Below are 22,639 nucleotides of genomic sequence, written 5' to 3' on the forward strand. Positions count from 1 at the left end.
CCCCGCCGAACGTGTCGGGCGAAATCTGTTGCTACACAAGTGTTCTCGTAAGCAGCGCCGCCAAAGGCCGTGTTACCGGCGCATCCTCGTCGGGTGGGCCGATTCGAAAACCCGATGCTCGTGGCCGAGAGTGATCGACGGCGAGCCGGAGTGTCGAGTCGCACACCGGTGCGTCTCTCGCTAACCTGCTCGAAAGCACGCCGCCGGTACGCGGTTCCATACGGCGCATGTTCGCTCAGCGTGTGATGCATGTCATATCAACATCGTTTCCCCAGCGTATGTGTACCTACCGGCGACGGCCCGGACGCGCTGGTCGCGTCGTCAAGTGTCCTGGATAGGATTTGTGGGTACCCCGTGGCTTTGCGCCATTGGCGGGGGATGGGGAAATCAAGGAGTGACACCTGATGAGTACTGTTCGCCGTTCCGCGCGTGGAGCCAGGCGTCGCCGTTCCGGCACCCTGTCTTTCGGGCAATTGCTCACCGCGGCGGTGGACTCGGCGGCGGACTCGATCGCGGTCCGGTACAACCCCACGGGGGACCCGGCCGACCAACGCGAACTCACCTACCGGGAACTCGACGAGCGGTCCTCGCAGCTGGCGCGCGAGCTGATCGAGCGGGGAGTCGGCCCGGGTGACCTGGTCGCCATGGGCATCGCGCGCTCCGTGGAATTCGTGCTCTCGGTGTGGGCCATCGCCAAGACCGGCGCGGCCTACCTGCCGGTGGATCCGAACTATCCGGCCGACCGCATCGAGCACATCCTCACCGATTCGGGCGCGACCCTCGGTCTGACCACCTCCGCGCACCGCGGCTCGCTCGGCTCCTCGATCGACTGGATCGAACTGGACGATCCAGTGCGACGGGAGAGCATCGCGGCGCGGCCCGCGCATCCCATCTCCTACGCCGACCGGGTGCGGCCGCTGCACGAGCAGCACCTCGCCTACGTCATCTACACCTCGGGCTCCACAGGTAAGCCCAAGGGCGTGGCGATCACCCATGCCGGTGTCGGCGCGCTGGCGGCGCAGCGCGAGAGCCGTCAGGTGACCGGTGAGTCGCGGCTGACGAACCTGACCACGCCGAGCTTCGACTTCTCCATCGTGGAACTGCTGTACACCTTCTCGGCGGGTGCGACGCTGGTCGTGGTGCCGCCCACCGTCTTCGGCGGTGAGGAACTCGCCGAGCTGCTGCGGCGGGAGCGGATCACGCACCTGTGCATCACCCCGGCCGCGCTCGAATCGCTCGATCCGGCCGGGCTCGACGACCTGCGGGTCGTGATGAGCGGTGGCGAGCGCGTCAGCCCCACGCTGGTGGACCGCTGGGCGGTGCACGGCCGTGCCTTCCACATCGAGTACGGCCCCTCCGAGGCCACCGTCATCGCTACCGGTACCGACGCGCTGCGGCCCGGCGAGGGCACGCACATCGGCGCCGCGCTGCCGGGAATCGGCGCGTTCGTGCTGGATTCGCATCTGCGTCCGGTGCCGACGGGCGTGGTCGGCGAGCTCTATCTGACGGGTGCGGCGCTGGGACGCGGCTACCTGAACCGTCCCGACCTGACGGCAGAACGGTTCGTGGCCAACCCCTTCGGCGCGGAGCTCGAGCAGCCGGGCTCGCGGCTGTATCGCACCGGTGACCTGGTGCGACGTACCGAGGACGGCGTCTTCGAATACCAGGGCCGCACCGACTTCCAGGTCAAGATTCGCGGTCTGCGCATCGAACTCGGTGAGATCGACTCCGCGCTGACCGCGCATCCGGATGTGGATTTCGCTGTGACACTGGGCGTTACCCTGCCCACCGGCGCCGCCGCGCTGGTGGCGTACGTGCTGCCGCGATCCGGCGGCGAGGTCGATCCGGCGGCGCTCGCCTCCTTCGTCGGAGAATCGTTGCCCGCCTACATGGTTCCGGCCTCGATCATCGTGCTCGACGAGATCCCGCTGTCCCCGGCGGGCAAGCTGGACCGTGCTCGCCTGCCGGAACCGGTGTTCGCGGCACGCGAGTTCCGTGCGCCGTCCACCCCGGCCGAGACGGTCGTCGCGGAGATCTTCGCGGCGCTGCTCACCCCGCCCGGCGCGGACCCGCTCCGGGTCGGCGCGGACGACGACTTCTTCGAACTGGGCGGCAACTCGCTGCTCGCGACCCGGGCCGTGTCCCGGATCGGGACGGCGCTGGGCGTCCAGGTGCCGGTCCATGCCCTGTTCGACGTGTCCACGGTGGCGGCGCTGGCGCGCTACGCCGAGGCGCAGGAGACCGCCTCGGGTCCTGCGCTGCGACCCATGCCGCGCCCCGAACGCATTCCGCTGTCGTTCGCGCAGCAGCGCATGTGGTTCCTCAACCGCTTCGACCCGGCCAGCGCGATCAACAACATCCCGCTGGCCGTGCGGCTTTCCGGCGCGGTCGATCTGGCGGCGCTGCGTGCCGCCGCCTCGGATCTCGTCGAGCGGCACGAAGTGCTGCGCACCCGCTACCCCGAGGTGGACGGCGAGGGGTTCCAGGAGGTCCTGGCTGCCTCGGATCCCCTTGCGGGGCCGGATATCTCGGTCATCGATTGCGCCGAGAACGAGTTGGGGGCACGGATAGCCGCCGCCGTCGTCGCGGGCTTCGACGTCACGGCCGCGCCGCCCGTCCGGCTGCGCGTCCTGCGTCTGGACGACACCGAATACGTCCTCGTGTGCGTGGTGCACCACATCGCCGGTGACGGCGCTTCGCTGGTCCCGCTGACCCGCGACCTCATGACGGCGTATGCGTCGCGCACGAATGATGTTGCGCCGCAATGGAATACGCTCGAGATCCAGTACGCGGATTTCGCGCTGTGGCAGCGCGAGGCGCTCGGGTCCGAATCCGACGAGAGCTCGCTGCTCGCCCGTCAGATCGCGTACTGGCGCGATGAGCTGGCCGGTGTCCCGGAGCAGTTGGATCTGCCGTCGGACCGGCCGAGGCCCGCGACGGCGTCCGGGCGCGGTGCGACCTTCGACTTCGAGATCGACGCCGATCTGCACGCCTCGCTGTCCGCCGTGGCGCAGCAGCACAATTCGACGCTGTTCATGGTGGTGCACGCGGCGCTGTCGGTGCTGCTCGCTCGGTTGTCGGGTACCGACGACATCGCCATCGGCACCCCGGTGGCCGGTCGCGGCGAAGCCGAACTGGACGATCTCATCGGCATGTTCGTCAATACCCTCGTGCTGCGCACCAGGGTGGATCCGGCGCTCGGCTTCGACGAACTGCTGCGCGAGGTGCGCCGCGCGGACATCGCCGCCTTCGCCCATGCCGACGTGCCGTTCGAGCGACTGGTGGAACTGCTCGAGCCCGCCCGTTCGGCGGCTCGGCACCCGTTGTTCCAGGTGATGCTGAGCTTCCAGAACCTCGCACCCACCGAACTGGAACTACCCGGACTGACCGTCACGGGTGTGGACATGGACGTGCCGCTGGCGAAGTTCGATCTGGACTTCACGGTGGCGCCGCGCGAGACCGACGGCAAGCCCGAGGGCATGTCGGCGTCCATCACCTACGCGGTGGACCTGTTCGACGAAACCACCGTGGCCCTGCTGGCGCGGCGGCTGCGGGACCTGCTCGTCGCCGTGGCGGCCACGCCGGAGCGTCCGATCGGCGACCTGGAACTTCTCGCCGACTCCGAACGCGAGCGAATGCTGGTGGGCTGGAACGACACTGGTCATCCGGTCGTCCCGGAACTGCTGTTGGACGGCTACCGCAGGGCGGTGGCGGCTCATCCGGACCGTATCGCGGTGGCCTATGAGGGCAGTGAGTTCACCTACCGGGAATTCGACGAGCGGGTCAATCGCCTGGCTCGGGTGCTCATCGCCCAGGGCGTCGGCGCCGAATCGCTGGTCGGTCTGGCCGTTCGGCGTTCGCTGGATTTGGTCGTCGGCATGTACGCGATCGTGACGGCCGGTGGTGCGTACGTACCGCTGGATCCGGATCATCCGGCCGAGCGCATCGCGCACATCCTCGATACCGCGCGGCCCGCCTGCGTCCTGACCACGACCGCCGACGCCGTCGCGATGCCGGACGAAACGCCGGTGCTCTACCTGGACACCCTCGATACGGCCGTCGTCGACGCCGCTCCGGTACGGGCGGAGGAATTGCTGCGCCCCGTCCGCCCCGAGAACCCCGCGTACGTGATCTTCACGTCGGGCTCGACCGGTCGCCCCAAGGGCGTGGCGGTATCGCATGCCGCCATCCACAATCAGACCGAATGGATGCTGGCGCAGTACCCGCTCGGTCCTTCGGATGTGTACTTCCAGAAGACCGCCACCACCTTCGACGTCTCGCTGTGGGGCTATTTCATGCCGCTGCGGGCGGGCGCGAAACTGGTCGTGGCCACCCACGACGGTCACCGCGATCCGGCCTACATCGCCGAAACGATTGCCGCGCAAGGTGTTACTGTCACCGACTTCGTGCCGTCGATGTTGACGGTCTTCGCCGCGCACGTTCCGGCGGGCAGTGTGCCGACGCTGCGCGACATCTTCGTCATCGGTGAGGCGTTGCCGCCGGAGACGGTGGCCGCGGTGCATGCCATGTCCGCGGCTCGTGTGCACAACTTGTACGGCCCCACCGAGGCCGCGGTGTCGATCACCTATTGGCTCGCCGACGGCCGCGACACCCGTACCGTGCCGATCGGCTTGCCGCAGTGGAACAGCCGGGTGTACGTGCTGGATGCGCGCTTGCGCCCGGTTCCGGCCGGTGTCCCCGGTGAGCTGTACCTGGCCGGTGACCAGCTGGCGCGCGGCTATGTGCGCCGCCCGGATCTGACCGCGGATCGCTTCGTGGCCGACCCGTTCGGCGGCGGTGCGCGCATGTACCGCACCGGCGACCTTGTGGTGTGGCGGGCGCAGAGCGGCGACCTGTCTCCGCGGCTGGAGTACATCGGCCGCACCGATTTCCAGGTGAAGTTCCGCGGCCAGCGGATCGAGCTCGGCGAGATCGAAACCGCGTTGCTGGCACAGCCTTCGGTTTCCCAGGCCGCCGCGCTCGTGGTGGCCACGCCGCTGGGCGAGCAGCTGGTGGCGTATGCGGTGCCGACGCCGGGACAGGTCATCGATCAGGCCGAGCTGAGCGCCGCTATCGCGACAGTCCTTCCCGCCTATATGGTTCCGGCCGCCATCGTGGCACTCGCCGCGTTCCCACTGAACGCGAGCGGCAAACTGGATCGCAAAGCGCTGCCCGCACCGACCTTCGCGGCCCGTGCGTTCCGTGCTCCCGCGACACCGGTCGAGGAGGCCGTCGCGGACGTCTTCGCAGAGCTGCTGGGTGTGGAGCAGGTCGGTGCCGACGACGACTTCTTCGCTCTCGGCGGCAACTCGCTGCTGGCCACCCGCGTGGTGGCGCGCATCGGTGAGGCGCTCGGCGCGCGGGTCGCCGTGCGCGAGCTGTTCGAAGCCTCCACCGTGACCGCGCTCGCGGCCCGAATCGTGCCCGGCGCGGGTGACGACGCCCGGCCGCCCCTGGTCGCGGCGCCGCGCCCCGACCGTTTGCCGCTGTCGCTGGCCCAGCAGCGCATGTGGGTGATCAACCGCATCGACCCCGAATCGCCCGCCTACAACCTGCCTTTCGCCATTCGGCTCACCGGCGCGCTCGACGCCGCCGCGATGCGCGCGGCGGTCGCCGATGTGCTGGAACGACACGAGGCGCTGCGCACCCGCTTCCCCGCGGGTGACTCGGGCTCGCCGCACCAGGAGATCCTGTCGGTTGCCGACACGCTGCCCGGCGGACTGCCGGTGCACGACGGCGTCGCGAACGTCATGGAGGCCGTGGCCGCCATGATGGCGAGCGGTTTCGACGTCACCACCGCACCGCCGCTGCGCGTCGCGCTGTTCACCGATCCGGCCGTGGGCGACCACCTGCTGGTGCTCGTGGTGCACCACATCGCCGCCGACGGGTCCTCGCTGGCTCCGCTGGCGCGGGATCTGGTCACCGCCTACATCGCTCGCACCGCGGCCACCGCTCCAGCCTGGCAGCCGCTTTCGGTGCAGTACGCCGACTTCGCGCTGTGGCAGCACGCGGTGCTCGGCTCCTACGACGACGAGAACTCCGTCGCCGCACAGCAATTGGCGTACTGGCGGGAACAGCTGTCCGGGATCCCGGAGTTGCTTCCGCTGCCGCAGGACCGGCCGCGCCCCGCCGTCGCCTCGATGCGCGGCGCCGCGGTGGAATTCACGGTGCCCGCGCCGGTGCACTCGGGACTGGCCGATATCGCCCGCGAGCACAACTCGACCCTCTTCATGGTCGTGCACACCGCGCTGGCGGTGCTGCTGGCGCGCCTCTCGGCGACTTCCGACATCACCATCGGAACCCCGATCGCGGGTCGTGGTGAGCGGGCGTTGGACGAGCTCGTCGGCATGTTCGTCAACACACTCGCCCTGCGTACCGAGGTGGACCGCGCTGCCTCCTTCGACGCACTGGTGGAGCAGGTTCGCGATATCGACCTCAACGCCTTCGCGAACGCCGACGTTCCGTTCGAGAGGGTCGTGGAGGCGGTAGCTCCCGATCGCGCAGGCGCCCAACTGCTCCAGGTGATGCTGGCCTTCCAGAACACCGAACAGGCGAGCCTGGAACTGCCGGGCCTGACCGTCGCCGCCCTCGATACGGGCGAGGTCGCGGCCAAGTTCGACCTTCAGGTGAATGTCGAGCCCCGTCTCGGCGCCAACGGTGCTACGGGCGAATTGGCTGTCGTCTTCGCCTACGCCACCGACCTTTTCGACGAATCGACGGTCGGCGCTTTCGCCCGCCGCTTCGAACGCATCCTCACGGCCGTCGTCGCCGACCCGCGAATCGCGGTGGGCGACATCGACATTCTCGACGCCCAGGAGCGCCGTCCGGCTTCGGCCGCCGTCGCACCGAGTGTCCCGGTCGAATCCGCGCCGGTACGGCTGTTGCCTGAGCTGCTCGAGGCGGCCGTAGAGGAGAACCCGGACGGCGTGGCCGTGATCCTCGCCGACGCCACCGAAACCCTGGCCGAGATCGACTATGTCGAACTCGACGAGCAGTCGACCCGTTTGGCCCGACTGCTGATCGACCGCGGTGTCGGCCCGGAGACCACGGTGGCGGTGGGAATTCCGCGCTCGATCGAATCGGTGCTCGCGGTGTGGGCGGTCGCCAAGGCCGGAGCGGCCTTCGTACCGGTGGACCCGAACTACCCGGCCGACCGCGTCGCGCACATGGTCACGGATTCCGGTGCGGTACTAGGGCTCACCGTCGGCGCGGTGCGCGCCGACTTGCCCGAGGGCATCGACTGGATCGATATCGTTGCCGCCGACACCGGCGGCTATCCGGCCACACCGGTGACCGACGCCGATCGGGTGCGCCCGCTGCGCGCCGCGCACCCGGCCTACGTCATCTACACCTCCGGTTCCACCGGTAAGCCCAAGGGCGTAGTGGTCACCCAGTCCGGTCTGAGTAGCTTCTGCGCCGAGCAGCGGGAGCGCTACCGGGTCACCACCGGTTCGCGCACATTGCATTTCGCGTCGCCGTCTTTCGACGCCTCCGTGCTGGAACTGCTGCTCGCCGTGGGCGGCGCGGCCACCATGGTCGTCGTCACGCCCACCGTCTACGGCGGCGCGGATCTGGCCGCGCTGCTGCGCAGGGAGCGGGTGACGCACGCCTTCATCACGCCCGCTGCGCTGGCTTCGGTCGACCCGGAGGGGCTGGACCGGCTGCGCGTGGTGATCGCCGGTGGCGAGGCGTGCCCGCCGGAACTGGTGCGGCGCTGGGCGATTCCCGCAGGTCGCCGTACCAGGGAGTTCTTCAACGGGTACGGGCCCACCGAGACCACCATCATGACCAACATCAGCGCGCCGCTGACGCCGGGTGAACCGGTGACCATCGGCGCGCCGATCCGCGCGATCACCGAGTACGTGCTCGACGACCGGCTGCATCCGGTGCCCGACCGGATCGCGGGTGAGCTCTACATCTCCGGCGCGCAGCTGGCGCGCGGATACCACGAGCGGCCCGGCCTGACCGCCGCGCGCTTCGTCGCCGATCCGTTCGGACCGCCCGGCTCCCGTCTGTACCGCACCGGAGATCTGGTCCGTCGGCTCGTGGGTGGGGAGATCGATTACCTGGGGCGCAACGACTTCCAGGTGAAGATCCGCGGCTTCCGTATCGAACTCGGCGAGATCGACGCGGTGCTGGCCGGACACGACAGCGTCGACTTCGCGGTCACCATCGGGCACACCCTCGAGACCGGCGCGACCATTCTGGCGTCCTACGTCCATGCCGCGCCGGGTGCGCGGGCCGATGCCGACGAGCTCACCGAGCATGCCGCTGGCCGCCTGCCCGCCCATATGGTTCCGACCGTCGTCACGGTGCTGGACGAGATCCCGTTGACCCCCGTCGGCAAGCTGGATCGCGCCGCGCTGCCCGCACCTGTGCTGCGCGCCAAGGAATTCCGCGCTCCCAGCGGGGCGATGGAGGAACGGGTCGCGGCGGTCTTCACCGAAGCGCTGGGTCGCACCGAGCCGGTCGGCGCGGACGACGACTTCTTCGAACTCGGCGGCAATTCGCTCATCGCCACCCAGGTGATGGCGCGACTCGGCGCGGAGCTCGACGCCCGGGTGCCGGTGCGCCTGCTGTTCGAGGCCGCCACGGTGGCCGAGCTCGCGGCTCGCCTCGGTGAGCTGGCCGGCGCCGGTGATCGCAAGGCCTTGGTGGCCGGGCCGCGCCCGGAGCGCATTCCGCTGTCGCTGGCGCAGCAGCGCATGTGGTTCCTGAGCCAGTTCGACACCGACACCTCGGCCGCCTACAACGTGCCCGTCGCGGTGCGCCTGACCGGTGCGCTCGATATCGGCGCGTTGCGCGGCGCGCTCGCGGATCTGATCGCCCGCCACGAGATCCTGCGGACCGTCTACCCGCAGACCGAGGACGGGCCGGTGCAGGTGATCCTGCCGGTCGGCGAGGTGGCCATCGAACTTCCGCTGCACACCGTGGCCGCCGCGGACCTGGAATCGGCTGTGCTGGAGTTGTTCTCCACCACCTTCGACGTCACCGCCGAAGTTCCGCTGCGCGTCGCGATCTTCCGAATCGAGGACGCCGCCGACGAATACGTGCTCGCCATGGTTATCCACCACATCGCGGGCGACGGCTCTTCCTCGGGGCCGATGACCCGCGACCTCATGGTCGCCTACTCCGCGCGGGCCGCCGGACAGGAACCCGCGTGGGAGCCGCTGCCCGTGCAGTACGCCGACTACAGCATCTGGCAGCGCGCGCTGCTGGGCGACGAGAGCGATCCGGAGTCGCTGTCTGCCAAGCAGATCGGCTACTGGAAGCAGGCGCTGGCCGGACTTCCGGATCAGCTCGAACTGCCCACCGACCGTCCGCGCCCGGCCGCGCAATCCTTCCACGGCGGCAGTGTCGAGGTGCGGGTACCTGCCGAAATCCACGGTGCGCTCGCGTATTTGGCACGCAAGCACAACGCCACCATGTTCATGGTCGTGCACGCCGCGCTGTCGGTGCTGCTTGCCCGGCTCTCGGGCACCGATGACATCGCCGTCGGCACCCCGATCGCCGGACGCGGCGAACGCGAAATCGACGACCTCATCGGCATGTTCGTCAACACGGTCGTCTTCCGCACCCAGGTCGACGCGGGGGCGAGTTTCACCGCTCTGCTGACGCGGGTGCGCGAACAGGACCTCGAGGCTTTCGCCAACGCCGACGTGCCGTTCGAGCGTCTGGTGGAGGTGCTCAACCCGGTGCGCTCCACCGCGCGGCATCCGCTGTTCCAGGTGGGTCTGTCCTTCCAGAACCTGGCCGAGTCCAGCTTGGAACTGCCGGAGCTCGCGGTGTCCGGGCTCGATATCTTCCCGGACATCTCGCAGTTCGATCTGCACTGGGTCGTCTCGGACGGCTACGACGAGTCCGGCGCGCCGCGCGGTATCGGCGGCGCCGTCACCTACGCGTCCGCGCTGTTCGACCGGGATACGGTGCAGGGCTTCGTGGATCGGTTCACGCGGCTGCTGAAGGCCATTGTCGCGGCGCCCGACGCGCCGGTGGGTGAGCTGGAACTGCTTGCTCCGGACGAGCGTGTGCGCATCCTCGACCACTGGAACGACACGGCACAGGCCGTGGACACCTCCGCGACTCTGGCGTCGCTGCTGGCGGCGAGCGCCGCGGCGACACCGCACGCGGTGGCCTTGGCGGCGGACACGTCCGAGGGGACGCTCGCGCTGAGCTACGGCGAACTCGGGAATCGCGTCAACCGCCTGGCGCGGTATCTGATTTCGGTGGGCGTGGGGCCGGAGACGCGCGTGGCGTTGGCGTTGCGGCGTTCGGTGGATCTCGTGGTGGCCATGTACGCGGTGTCGGTCGCCGGTGGTGCGTACGTGCCGGTGGATCCGGATCAGCCCGCCGAGCGGACCGGGTACATCCTCGAGACCGCCGCGCCCGTGTGCGTGGTCACCGATACCGCGTCCGGCTTCGCGACCGATCTCGCGCCGGTCGTGCGCCTGGACGAGTTGTATCTGGGATCCTTTGCCGCTGAGCCGATTACGGATTCCGACCGGATCGCGCCGTTGCTTCCGTCGAATACCGCGTATGTGATCTTCACGTCGGGTTCGACGGGGCGGCCGAAGGGTGTGGCGGTGCCGCATTCGGCGGTCGTCAACCAGTTGCTCTGGAAGACCGCGGACTTCGGTTTGAGTTCGGATGACGCGGTGTTGCTGAAGACCGCGGCGACGTTCGACTTGTCGGTGTGGGAGTTCTGGTCGGCGGCCGTATCCGGTGGTCGTCTGGTGATCGCGTCCGTCGATGGGCATCGCGATCCCGGATACCTGAACGAGTTGATGGCGCGTGAGCGGGTGACGACGTTGCACGTGGTGCCGTCGATGCTGGATGCGTTGTTGGTCGAATCCGGTGGGGCGCTGGCTGGTTCGTTGCGGCGTGTGCTGGCGATCGGTGAGGCGTTGCCGTCGTCGGTGGCGCAGCGGTTCCGTGCGGCGAACCCGGACGCTCAGCTGTTCAACCTGTACGGCCCCACCGAGGCGGCAGTGTCGATCACCTCGCATCTGGTCTCGGACGCGGATCAAGGTTCGGTGTCCATCGGTGCTCCCGAATGGAACAGTCGGGTGTACGTCCTCGATGCCCGGCTGCGGCCGGTGCCGGTAGGCGTATCCGGCGAGTTGTACCTCGCGGGTGCGCAGTTGGCACGCGGCTATTTCGCCCGCCCGGACCTCAGCGCGGATCGTTTCGTCGCGAATCCCTTCGAGGGCGACGGTTCCCGTATGTACCGCACGGGTGACCTCGTGGCCTGGACCGGTGACGGTGAGCTGGAGTATCGGGGGCGTACGGACTTCCAGGTGAAGATTCGTGGTTTCCGTATCGAGTTGGGTGAGATCGAGGCGGCGTTGTTGGCGTTGCCGGAGGTCGCGCAGACGGCGGTGTTGGCGAAGTCGGATCAGCGCACGGGTGATCGTCTGGTGGCCTACTTGGTTCCGGGTGTCGCGGATGTCGATGTGGCGCAGGTGAAGTCGGCGTTGTCGGTGGCGTTGCCGTCGTACATGGTGCCGTCGGCGTTCGTGGTGTTGGACGCGCTGCCGTTGAACGTCAATGGCAAGCTGGATCGTAAGGCGTTGCCGGAGCCGGAGTTCGAGTCGACGGCTTTCCGCGCACCGTCGACTCCGATCGAGGAGATCGTGGCGGGCGTGTTCGCGGACGTGCTCGGCGGCGACCGGGTCGGCGCGGACGACGATTTCTTCGGTCTCGGCGGCAACTCGCTGCTGGCCACCCAGGTGGCCGCGCGCATCGGTGCGGCGCTGGATACGCGGGTGCCGGTGCGGGCGCTGTTCGAGGCCTCCACCGTGGCCGGGCTCGCCGTGCTGGTCGGCAAGCTGGCCGGTGCGGGCGGACGTCGCGCGTTGACGTCGGTCACTCGTCCGGAGTTCATTCCGTTGTCGCCCGCGCAGCAGCGCATGTGGTTCCTGAACCGGCTCGATGGTCATTCCGCGGCCTACAACGTCCCGGTGGCGGTGCGGTTGTCGGGTGCGCTCGATGTCGACGCCCTGCGTGCCGCGGTCGCGGATCTCATCGCCCGGCACGAGATCCTGCGCACCGTGTACCCGCAGACCGACCGTGGGCCCGTGCAGTCGATTCTGTCTCCGGGGCACTCGGTCCCCGAGTTGGCGGTACGTGTGGTGCCCGCCGACCAGATCGAGCGTGCGGTGCGGGAGCTGGGCGCCACCGTCTTCGACGTCACCGCCGAGGTGCCGCTGCGGGTCGAGTTGTTCCAGATCGACGGCGCGGCGGACGAATACGTGCTGGCGATGGTGGTCCACCACATCTCCGCCGACGGTTCGTCGGTGGCTCCGCTGACCCGCGATCTGATGGTCGCGTACGCGGCGCGGTCGGCGGGTGCGCAGCCGGGATGGGCTCCGTTGCCCGTGCAGTACGCGGATTACAGCGTCTGGCATCGCGAGCTGCTCGGCGACGAGCGCGATCCGGAATCGTTGTCGGCCAAGCAGTTCGGTTACTGGAAGCAGGCTCTGGCCGGACTTCCGGACCAGCTGGAGCTGCCGTCGGATCGGCCGCGTCCCGCGGTGCAGTCCTTCGCGGGCGAGCGCGTCGAGGTGCGAGTCGACGCCGAAACACACGCCGCGCTCACGGAATTGGCGCGCGCGCACAACGCGACCATCTTCATGGTGGTGCACGCCGCGCTGTCGGTGCTGTTGGCTCGGCTGTCGGGCACCGACGACATCGCCGTCGGCACACCGATCGCCGGGCGTGGTGAGCGTGAACTCGACGATCTGATCGGCATGTTCGCCAACACGTTGGTGCTGCGCACGCGGGTCGACGCGGCCGAGAGTTTCGTCGATCTGGTGGCACGGGTGCGGGAAGGCGACCTCCAGGCGTTCACCCACGCCGATGTGTCGTTCGAGCGGTTGGTGGAGGTGCTCAACCCCGCGCGTTCGATGGCGCGGCACCCGCTGTTCCAGGTGGGATTGTCGTTCCAGAACCTCGTGCGGTCCAGCCTGGAGCTGCCCGGCCTGACCGTGTCCGGTGTGGACGCGCTGGCCGATGTGTCGCAGTTCGATCTGCACTGGATCGTGGCCGATCACTATGACGAGTCGGGCGCGCCGTGCGGCATCGATGGCTCGGTCACCTACGCGACGGCCCTGTTCGAGCGCGAGACGGTGCAGGGTTTCGTGGATCGGTTCGTGCGACTGCTCGGCGAGATCGTCGCTGCGCCGACGGCGCCGGTCGGCGACATCGAGCTGCTGGCCGCGGCCGAGCGGGCCGAGCTGCTCACGGCTCGCAATGCGACCGCGCACCGGACCGACGCCGGGGCGACGTTGGCGTCGATGTTGGCGGCGACCGTCGCGGCCGAGCCGACCGCGGTGGCGCTGGTCGGGCCCTATGGCCCGTCCTTGACCTACGACGAGCTCGGTCGGCGGGTGAATCGCCTGGCGCGGCACCTGATTTCGCTGGGTGTGGGTCCGGAGCAGCGCGTCGCGCTGGCGTTGCGGCGTTCGGTGGACCTGGTCGTGGCGATGTACGCGGTGTCCGTCGCGGGCGGTGCGTATGTGCCGGTGGATCCGGATCAGCCCGCCGAGCGTACGGCCTACATTCTCGAGACGGCCGAGCCGGTGTGTGTGCTCACCAATGCCGCAGCGGACTTCGCCACCGAGGTAGCGCCGCTGATCTCGCTCGACGAGCTGGATCTGTCCGGTGTGTACGGCGGCGCGGTCACCGACTTCGAGCGGGTCGCGCGGTTGCGTTCGTCGAATACCGCGTATGTGATCTTCACGTCGGGTTCGACGGGGCGCCCGAAGGGCGTGGCGGTGCCGCATTCGGCGATCGTCAACCAGTTGCTCTGGAAGGCAGCGGAATTCGATCTCGACGTGGACGACGCGGTGTTGCTGAAGACCGCGGCGACGTTCGATCTGTCGGTGTGGGAGTTCTGGTCGGCCGCGGTGTCGGGTGGTCGTTTGGTGATCGCTTCGGCTGAGGGTCATCGTGATCCGAGCTATCTGAACGAGTTGATGGCTCGTGAGCGGGTGACGACGTTGCACGTGGTCCCGTCGATGCTGGATGCGTTGTTGGTCGAATCCGGTGGAGTGCTCCCTGATTCGTTGCGGCGTGTGCTGGCGATCGGTGAGGCGTTGCCGTCGTCGGTGGCGCAGCGATTCCGTGCGGCGAACCCGGACGTGCAGCTGTTCAATCTGTACGGTCCGACCGAGGCGGCCGTGTCGATCACGTCCCATCTGGTGACCGAGGCCGACACCGGTTCGGTGTCCATCGGCGCGCCCGAATGGAACAGCCGGGTCTATGTTCTCGATGGTCGGTTGCGACCGGTGCCGGACGGGGTTTCGGGTGAGCTCTATCTCGCGGGTGCTCAGCTGGCGCGCGGTTATTTCGGTCGCGCGGAGCTGACCGCGGATCGGTTCGTGGCAGACCCGTTCGCGGCGGGTGAGCGGATGTATCGCACCGGTGATCTGGTGGCCTGGCGCGGCGATGGAGAGCTGGAGTATCGGGGTCGTACGGACTTCCAGGTGAAGATTCGTGGTTTCCGTATCGAGTTGGGTGAGATCGAGGCGGCGTTGTTGGCGTTGCCGGAGGTCGCCCAGACCGCGGTGTTGGCCAAGTCCGATCAGCGCATGGGTGATCGGTTGGTTGCCTATCTGGTGCCTGGTGTCGCGGATGTCGATGTGGCGCAGGTGAAGTCGGCGTTGTCGGCGGCGTTGCCGTCGTACATGGTGCCGTCGGCGTTCGTGGTGTTGGACGCGCTGCCGTTGAACGTCAACGGCAAGCTGGACCGTAAAGCGTTGCCGGAGACGGAGTTCGCCGCTCGCGAATACCGCGCCCCGAGTACGCCGGTCGAGCACGCCGTCGTGGCCGCCTTCGCGGAAGTCCTCGGCATTGCGGAGGGTCTCGGCCTGGACGACAACTTCTTCGAGTCCGGCGGCAACTCGCTGTCCGCGACGACTCTCGTCGCTCGCCTCCGTGCGGACCTGGACCGTCCGGTCACGGTGATGGACATCTTCCTCGCGCCAACCCCGGCCGCCCTGGCCGACCGGTTGCGCCCCGCCGGTGGGATCGACACCACCACGGCGTTCGACATGCTGTTGCCGCTGCGCGGCGCCGGGACGCGCGAACCGCTGTTCTGCATCCACCCGGTCGGCGGCATCTCGTGGTCGTTCGCCGGGCTCGCGGCCCACATCCACCCCGACCGCCCGATCTTCGGTTTGCAGTCGCCCGCCTTGGCGGACGAGGACATGCCGGAGTCGGTGGAGGAGTGGGCGCGCCTGTACGTGAAGGAGATGCGCTCGGTCCAACCCGAGGGGCCGTACCACCTGCTCGGCTGGTCGCTCGGCGGCGTGCTCGCCCACGCCATCGCGGTGCAACTGCGCGACGAGGGGGAGTCGGTGGCGCTGCTCGTCATGCTGGACAGCCACCTGCCCGCCGCGACAGAGGCCCAGCCGATCGGCGGCACCGAGACGACCGTCACCGAATTGCTGGGTGGACTGCTCGGCGAGCACGCGGCCGACTTCGACGCGACCCTCGATGGGGACGGGCTCGGCGAAAGGCTGGCCGAACTGGGCGAACCATTCGCCTCCTTCGGCGCGGCCCGCCTCGACCGAGTCATCGACGCCGCGGTGCGATCCCTCGAGCTGAGCAGCGCCTACCGCCCCCGTCCCTATCGCGGTGAAGTCCTGTACTTCAACGCGGCCCAGGACGACCCGACCGCCACCCGCGGCCCCGCCAGCTGGCGCGACGCGGTGGACGGCCCGGTCCACGTCGAACAGGTCCCCGTCACCCACTGGCGAATGACGGCACCGGAAGCGCTGGCCGTCATCGGCCCGCGCCTCGCCGAACTCCTGGACTGACCCGAAGGTAGTCGCGCGGCGCCACCGCGCGACTACCAAAACGGGACCAATCCGAACCGGCGGCCATCGGCCCGGAGTTCGAACACGCCATCGCCAAGCGCGTCCCGCCCCAAAGCCCATGCTGTTCCTCAGCCCGCCACCCGGTAGACTCCCCGCCGTCCGGGTCGGCACACCACCACCAGGTCAGCCCTCGTAGCTCAGGGGATAGAGCACCGCTCTCCTAAAGCGGGTGTCGCAGGTTCGAATCCTGCCGAGGGCACAAACCTATGACAACGATTTCCTCAGGTCATCGGCTTCTTACTTCGTGATTCCGAGGAAGTCTCATCACGAAAGCCCCGGTCAGTCGCGTTCACCCCTGTGGAGTGGTAGGGCACAGCGAACATGGAAACGCATCGGTCAACGGGACATCCGTACCCGATCGTCTCCAGGACGCCCACCGCCGCCCCTTGCGGCTTCGCCAATGGCCTGGGGTGTGATGCACTGTTCGCGGTCGGGGCTAGTCAGCTAGGACATTATGAGCTACGTATTCGACGTCGATGACCAGACAGTATGGAGCCCGGCATTGCGGGTGGGCGAACTGTTCGTACGTATACACACCGATATTTGTTCGGTTTTGAACGTGGCAACTGGCCTAACGGCGATCGCCAGCGATATGTACGAGATAGACCTCGAAGTCTTCGAGAAGACCACGCTGGTCATCTTCAACGAATACTTCTCATCCCAAAACGCTGCTTTCAAGGCAATGCTGGGCGCGACACTTGGCCCGGCTGTGAACATCCTCAACTACTGCAAACGCCCGCTGACGCCAAAATCTAATGAAGAAGGTGCTTTCATCTCATGGGCAACCAGCCTTGGGATGCCGAGGTAGCGCTGGCCCGCCCAGATCGCCGACGCCCTGCGTGGGGCTGATCCACCACGCCAACCTTGCCCGGGCCACGAAAGCCGACCCAATCGGACCCAAGGTCGCTGAAGCGATCGCTCGTTCCCCTCATCATCGCTGGCCAACCGTCACACCGAACGGTTCATTTTGCGGGCGAACACACGCTCGACCTGCTCCGGGGAAACGCCGAATCGAACTGCGACACTGCCACGTTCGTCGATGCTCATGCCCCACCCAACGTTCCACACGTCGAAGTGCCGCACCTAGACGCTGATCTGCGGCGAGCTGTGTAAGTCTCGACGAATCGCTATGACGGTAGAGCGTCGCGATCGCCGAATGAACCGCCGCCTCGGCATTGCCCAGCTCCGAGCGACGGGCAAGATCGAGAACGGTCTGTTCCGGAGTAGTGACCAGCGCTGGGTCCAGTGGTGTTTCGACGCGCTCAGCATCGAGTGCGTCGGTATCGCGACGGACGAAACGAACCTGTGCCGAGCGGTCGGTCAGTTTGATCGGCCTGTGCTGACTCGGAACCGCGATCACCGCGTTCGCAAGCGCACGAGGTATGGCTCCCGGCATGCGCGCTGCGCTGATGCCCATGACAATCGCCTGATCCGCCCGTAAAACGACGACGCAATACCTGCGGCGGCCACCTCGAGCCCCGGCAGCCAGAGCAATGCGATGCAGCACATCTTGGTCGACGAACCACGCGACCTCGGGCCGCGGTTGAGCGTAGATGCCAGCCAAGTCCTGCGGCCGCACGGTCCGCAACGGTGCCCGCCAGATTCACTGGGCAACAAGGAGCTACGACGCCCAGCCACACCTTTCCCCAGAGAGTGTGCATTTAGTTGGCTTCGACCCAACGAAATGCATACTGCTGGACGACCGGCCGCGAATCCTGCGGATCGGCGATCCATGGCTACGGGAGGCTTGACCGCCGACCACCGGATTGCCGCCGATTCGCGCGCTGCCCGAGGCCTGGCGGAAAGTGGGGAGGGACGTCCTGCGCTCCACCGCATCGATGTTGGTGGGATCGCGGCAGCCGCCGACTGCATCAATTTCGGCCCGAGGGCTGCGCGGCCTACCGGTCTGGCATGAACGACGTCGCAAACCGCCGCCGACGTGCTCCTACTGTGGCCGGGCCGCCGCACCTGCTTGGGCCAGCATCTCCTCCACCCGCGCCCCCATCGCCCGCCCGGCCGAATGCAACGGCTCCGCCGATCGCAGCGTCCGGCTGAGCACGAAAGCTCCCTCCAGCGCACCGAGGATCGCAAGGATCAGGTCGCGGGCCGCGCCGGTGTCGACGCCGCGGCGGACGAAGTAGTCCGTCCCTTTCTCGATCCAGAATCCGATGACCTCCGCCGCGACCTCGCGCAATTCCGGCTCGCTGTCGGCGATCTCGCCCGCGACGGTGCCGACGGGGCACATGTTGATCCAGTCGGTCTGCTCGATCTGTTCGGCGGCGGCGGTGAAGGCGGCGGGCACTGCTACGCGTAGGTCGTCGTAGGGGTCCATGAGCAGGGGGAGTAGCTGGATGTAGGCGGCGCCGGAGGTGCGCAGGGCGGCGGCGGCGATTTGCGGCTTGCCCGCGGGGAAGTGGTGGTAGAGCGAGCCCATCGGCGCGGCTGCTGCCACGGTGATCTGTTTGACGCTGGTCGCGCTGTAGCCGCGCGTGCGCATCAGTTCCGCCATGGCCGTGACCAGGCGGTCGCGGGTGCCTGTTGACATCTTCTCGGTCACCGTTCCAGACTAGAGCAAATACTCTAGAGCGATCGCTCGAATGGAGGAAACCGATGCCGACGGTCGATCTTCCCGCTGGTCAACTGCACTATGTGGAGCGCGGCGACGGGCCGCCGGTGGTGCTGCTGCACGGGCTGCTGATGAACCACACGGTCTGGGACTCGGTGCTCGACCGGCTGCCCGCTGGGTTCCGGTACGTGCTGCCGGACCTGCCGCTCGGCGCGCATCCGATTCCGCTGAAGCCGGGCGTCGACCTGAGTCTGCGCGGATTGAATCAGCTCATCGCGGACTTCCTCGCCGCGCTCGACCTGCGCGATGTGACCCTCGTGCACAGCGACTGGGGCGGCGGCCTGTTCCTCACCGCCTACGGCCTGGACGAGCGGGTCGGCAGGTTGATCGTGCTGCCGTGCGAGGCGTTCGACAACTTCCCGCCCGGCCTGCCCGGCAAGATGGCCGCCCTCGCGACCGCTGTGCCCGGCGGAATAACGCTGGCGCTGCGGCAATTACGGGTACCGTGGCTTCGCGCCTCGCCGCTGCTGTTCGGCTGGATGGCGCGCACTCCACTATCCGACGAACTGATGCGCGGCTGGACCGAGCCCGGCCTGCGCGACAAGCGGATCCGCCGGGACCTGCTCGCCTACACCAAATCCGGCTTCCCGAAGCCCGATCTCATCGCGAACACCGAAGCGCTGCGCAACTTTTCGGGCGACGCGCTCATCCTGTGGTCCTCGGCGGGCAAGGTGATGCCGCGCGAGCACGGCAGCCGTCTGGCCGAATTGATCCCGCGCGCCCGGCTGATCGAGATCGAGGACGCCTACGTGCTGTCGATGCTCGACCAACCCGATACGGTCGGCGCGGCCATCTCCGCATTCCTGACGGGCGACAGAGCCCAGCGCTGAACCACACCGCATAGCGGCCAAGGGACACAGCACAGCTAAAGCGAACGGCCCGAATCCGGCGCGGGTCGCAACCCGGGATTCACGGCGGGATGGACAACACTGGGCTCGTGGCCGCCCACCCGCCCGACGCCGAGCCGGGTCCCGAGGCATCGGAGCCCACGGGCTCCGAGGTCGCGGCGCGCGAGGAGCCGGTTTCCACGCGAGACCGTGCCCGGATGCCCGCCTGGCTGCCGAGGGCGCTGGTGCTCGCCTTCCTCTTGCTCGGGGCCTTCCAACTGCTCGACTGGGCGGCGCACCGGCTGATCGGCTTGTTCCTCGTGCTGTTCGTGGCGTTCTTCGTCTCGCTGGCGATGGAACCCGCGGTGGACAGTCTGGACGCGCGCGGCATGTCCCGTGGACTCGGCACCGCAGTGGTGTTCGTGCTGGTGTTCCTGTTCGTCGCGGGGTTCGTCTTCGCGCTCGGAATCCTGTTGGTGGAGACCGTCCACGACCTGGTGATCGAGTTGCCGCGGCTGGTGGACGACCTGGTCGACTGGGTGAACCGCACCTTCGACCAGGACTTCACCCTCGACCAGCTCCGCGAACAGCTGACCAAGGACACCGACACCCTCACCGGTTACGCCGAGCGCGCGGCCAACCATGCCTGGGGCCTGTCCGCCACGATCGTCGGCGGGCTGGCCAAACTGCTGCTGATCGCTCTGTTCAGCATCTATCTCACCGCGGGAGGGCCGAGGCTGCGGCGGTCGCTGTGCTCGCTGCTGCCGCCGACCAGGCAGGACGCGGTGCTGCGCGCCTGGGATCTCGCCATCCAGAAGACGGGCGGCTATCTCTACTCCCGCGCGCTGCTCGCGGTGATCTCCGCGATCGCGCACGGCGTCTTCCTCGCGGTGCTCGGCGTGCCCAACGCGATCGCCATGGGCGTCTGGTTCGGCGTGGTCGCCTCGTTCGTGCCGACCGTCGGCACCTATCTCGCCGGGGTGCTTCCGGTGCTGGTCGCGCTCACGATCCGGCCGCTGGACGCGGTCTGGGTGATTCTGTTCGTCATCGTCTACCAGCAGTTCCAGGACTACGTGCTGCAACCGAAGCTCACCGCGCGCACCGTCGACGTCAACCCGGCCGTCGCCCTGCTCGCCGTGCTCGCGGGTGGCGCGTTGCTTGGCGCGGTGGGTGCGCTGCTCGCCATCCCGGCCACCGCCACCGTGCAGTCCTTCGTGAGCCTGTACTTGAAACGTTATGAGGTCACGGAAGATCCGCGCATCGACCGCGCCCAGGCCAAACGCGCCCGTCGAGTCGGAGCCGATCCAGCGCCCTGACAGCCTTTTGCCCGCTTTCAGCGACTTGCACAGGCTCCGGTTACGGCGGTGAAGGTCGCCCTCGGCCAATTCGTGGGGCGCGCAGGCGGGTGAATGAAGGTCACTCCAGTCGGTTTGGCGGGATGAAGGGGCCTTCGGTCGGCAACGCGGCCATTCTCGACGCGGCACTAGCGCAAGGCTCGACCCGGTGGCGCGCAGCGAGACCGGGGTTCCTGACCGCGCGAGGCCTGATTGGTGGCACGCAGCGAAGCCGGATTCCGATCGCGCGCGGGGGGCGGAACCTCTCGCTGCCAGCGCGAAGCCCGGCTCCGTTGGCGCACAACGGAACCGGGCTTCGCGACCAACTCAGGACAGCGTGGTGACGGTCAGATCACCATCCGCGTACTGGGCCCGCAGGCGCTTCTTGTCGAACTTGCCGACGCTGGTCTTGGGCACCTCCGCGATGAACGTCCACCGCTCGGGCAGCTGCCACTTGGCGAACTTGTCGGCGAGGAAGTCGCGCAGCTCCTCGGCCTTGGCCTCGGTGCCTTCCTTCAGCACGATCGCGACCAGCGGCCGCTCGTCCCACTTCTCGTCCGGCACGCCGATGACGGCGGCCTCGGCGACGGACGGGTGGCCCATGACGGCGTTCTCCAAGTCCACCGAGGAGATCCACTCACCGCCGGACTTGATCACGTCCTTGGAGCGGTCCACCAGCGTGAGGTAGCCGTTCGGGCTGATCTTGCCGACGTCGCCGGTGCGCAGCCAGCCGTCGTCGAACTTGTCCGGGTCGATCACCCCGCCGTCGGGGGAGTAGTAAGAGGCGGTGATCCACGGCCCGCGAACCTCCAACTCGCCCAGCGATTCTCCGTCGTTGGGCACCACGCTGCCGTCGTCGCCGACCAGCCGGGCCTGCACGCTGGCGGGGAAACGGCCCTGCGTGTAACGGAATTCCCACTCCTGCTCGCCGGTGACGCCCGCGGGCGGGTGCGCGACGCTACCCAGCGGCGAGGTCTCGGTCATGCCCCAGGCGTGCAGGATGCGCATGCCGTGCTGTTCCTGGAAGGCGCGCATCATCGACGGCGGCACCGCCGAACCGCCGACCACCGCGGTGCGCAGGTGCGAGATGTCCTGCGGCTTGGCGGCCAGACCCGCCAGCACGCCGCCCCAGATGGTCGGGACGGCCGCGGCGAAGGTCGGCTGCTGGTCGGCCATCATCTCCAGCAGCGGTCCCGGCTGCAGGAAACGGTCCGGCATCAGCACGTTCGCGCCCGACATCAGCGCCGCGTAGGGCAGGCCCCAGGCGTTGGCGTGGAACAGCGGCACGATGGCGAGCACGTAGTCGGCTCCGGTGAAGCCCATGCCCATCGGGGAGCAGACCTGCATGGCGTGCAGCCAGTTGGAGCGGTGCGAGTACACGACGCCCTTCGGATCACCGGTGGTGCCCGAGGTGTAACACATTGCGGCGGCGGACTTTTCGTCGATCACCGGGAAGTCGAAGGTGTCGGGCTGGGCGGCGAGCAGCTCGGCGTAGGAGTGCACCTGCACGCCTTCGGGAGCCTGCAACGCGGACGCGTCGCCGTTGGCGACGATGACGTGGCGCACCGTCTTCAGGTTCGGCAGAAGCTGGGCGAACATCGGCACCAGGGTGCCGTCCACGATGACGACCTGGTCCTCGGCATGATTGGCCACGTAGACCACCTGCTCGGGGAACAGCCGGATGTTGAGCGCGTGCAGCACCGCGCCCATGGCGGGCACGGCGATGTAGGCGACCATGTGCTCGTTGTTGTTCCACATGAAGGTGCCGACCCGATCACCGACGCCGATGCCGAACCCGCGCAGCGCGTTCGCCAGCCGAGCCGCCTCGGCGCCCATCTCGCGGTAGGTCATCGTGCGCACGCCCGTGCCGGTCCAGGTGGACACGGTGCTGTCGCCTTGGAAGGTAGCGGCGTACTTCAGCAGCGTCGCGAGCGAGAGCGGCTCGTCCTGCATGGTGCTCAACATCGGGTA

7 protein-coding genes and 1 tRNA gene are annotated in these 22,639 nt (G+C 68.1%); 5 read left to right on the plus strand and 3 right to left on the minus strand.

Annotation, left to right across the window (positions count from 1 at the left end):
- Window positions 1–404: 404 nt before the first annotated feature.
- From T333_RS06665 to T333_RS06675, 3 genes are all read left to right on the plus strand, one after another.
- The gene (locus tag T333_RS06665; RefSeq protein WP_496423919.1) at window positions 405–15,821 is read left to right on the plus strand and encodes a non-ribosomal peptide synthetase; all 15,417 of its coding nucleotides are present in this window, start codon (window positions 405–407) and stop codon (window positions 15,819–15,821) included.
- Between the two features lie 186 nt (window positions 15,822–16,007).
- A tRNA-Arg gene (locus T333_RS06670) sits at window positions 16,008–16,080 on the plus strand.
- Window positions 16,081–16,335: 255 nt separating this feature from the next.
- Window positions 16,336–16,689: a DUF6086 family protein gene (locus T333_RS06675; protein WP_355000208.1), complete on the plus strand. Its 354-nt coding sequence runs from the start codon at window positions 16,336–16,338 to the stop codon at window positions 16,687–16,689.
- Window positions 16,690–16,812: 123 nt separating this feature from the next.
- On the opposite strand, the gene T333_RS06680 is transcribed toward T333_RS06675, so the two are convergent.
- On the minus strand, window positions 16,813–17,460 hold the full coding sequence (locus T333_RS06680) for a type IV toxin-antitoxin system AbiEi family antitoxin domain-containing protein (protein ID WP_496423920.1): 648 nt from the start codon (window positions 17,458–17,460) through the stop codon (window positions 16,813–16,815).
- Between the two features lie 366 nt (window positions 17,461–17,826).
- Window positions 17,827–18,438: a TetR/AcrR family transcriptional regulator gene (locus T333_RS06685; RefSeq protein ID WP_496423921.1), complete on the minus strand. Its 612-nt coding sequence runs from the start codon at window positions 18,436–18,438 to the stop codon at window positions 17,827–17,829.
- Between the two features lie 53 nt (window positions 18,439–18,491).
- Here T333_RS06685 and T333_RS06690 point away from each other — a divergent pair, with 53 nt between their 5' ends.
- Window positions 18,492–19,337: an alpha/beta fold hydrolase gene (locus T333_RS06690; protein WP_496423922.1), complete on the plus strand. Its 846-nt coding sequence runs from the start codon at window positions 18,492–18,494 to the stop codon at window positions 19,335–19,337.
- Between the two features lie 89 nt (window positions 19,338–19,426).
- Entirely contained in the window at window positions 19,427–20,650 is a 1,224-nt protein-coding gene (locus T333_RS06695) for an AI-2E family transporter (RefSeq protein ID WP_496423923.1), read from the plus strand.
- A gap of 345 nt (window positions 20,651–20,995) precedes the next feature.
- On the opposite strand, the gene T333_RS06700 is transcribed toward T333_RS06695, so the two are convergent.
- The gene (locus T333_RS06700) at window positions 20,996–22,633 is read right to left on the minus strand and encodes a long-chain fatty acid--CoA ligase (protein WP_355000204.1); all 1,638 of its coding nucleotides are present in this window, start codon (window positions 22,631–22,633) and stop codon (window positions 20,996–20,998) included.
- Window positions 22,634–22,639 lie beyond the last annotated feature (6 nt).

It is taken from the genome of Nocardia sp. CNS-044, from assembly GCF_059570515.1.

Coding starts and splice junctions, on each gene's coding strand:
- T333_RS06695 (WP_496423923.1), top strand. CDS start 19,427: ATGGACAACACTGGGCTCGTGGCCGCCCACCCGCCCGACGCCGAGCCG.
- T333_RS06700 (WP_355000204.1), bottom strand. CDS start 22,633: ATGTTGAGCACCATGCAGGACGAGCCGCTCTCGCTCGCGACGCTGCTG.
- T333_RS06665 (WP_496423919.1), top strand. CDS start 405: ATGAGTACTGTTCGCCGTTCCGCGCGTGGAGCCAGGCGTCGCCGTTCC.
- T333_RS06690 (WP_496423922.1), top strand. CDS start 18,492: ATGCCGACGGTCGATCTTCCCGCTGGTCAACTGCACTATGTGGAGCGC.
- T333_RS06675 (WP_355000208.1), top strand. CDS start 16,336: ATGAGCTACGTATTCGACGTCGATGACCAGACAGTATGGAGCCCGGCA.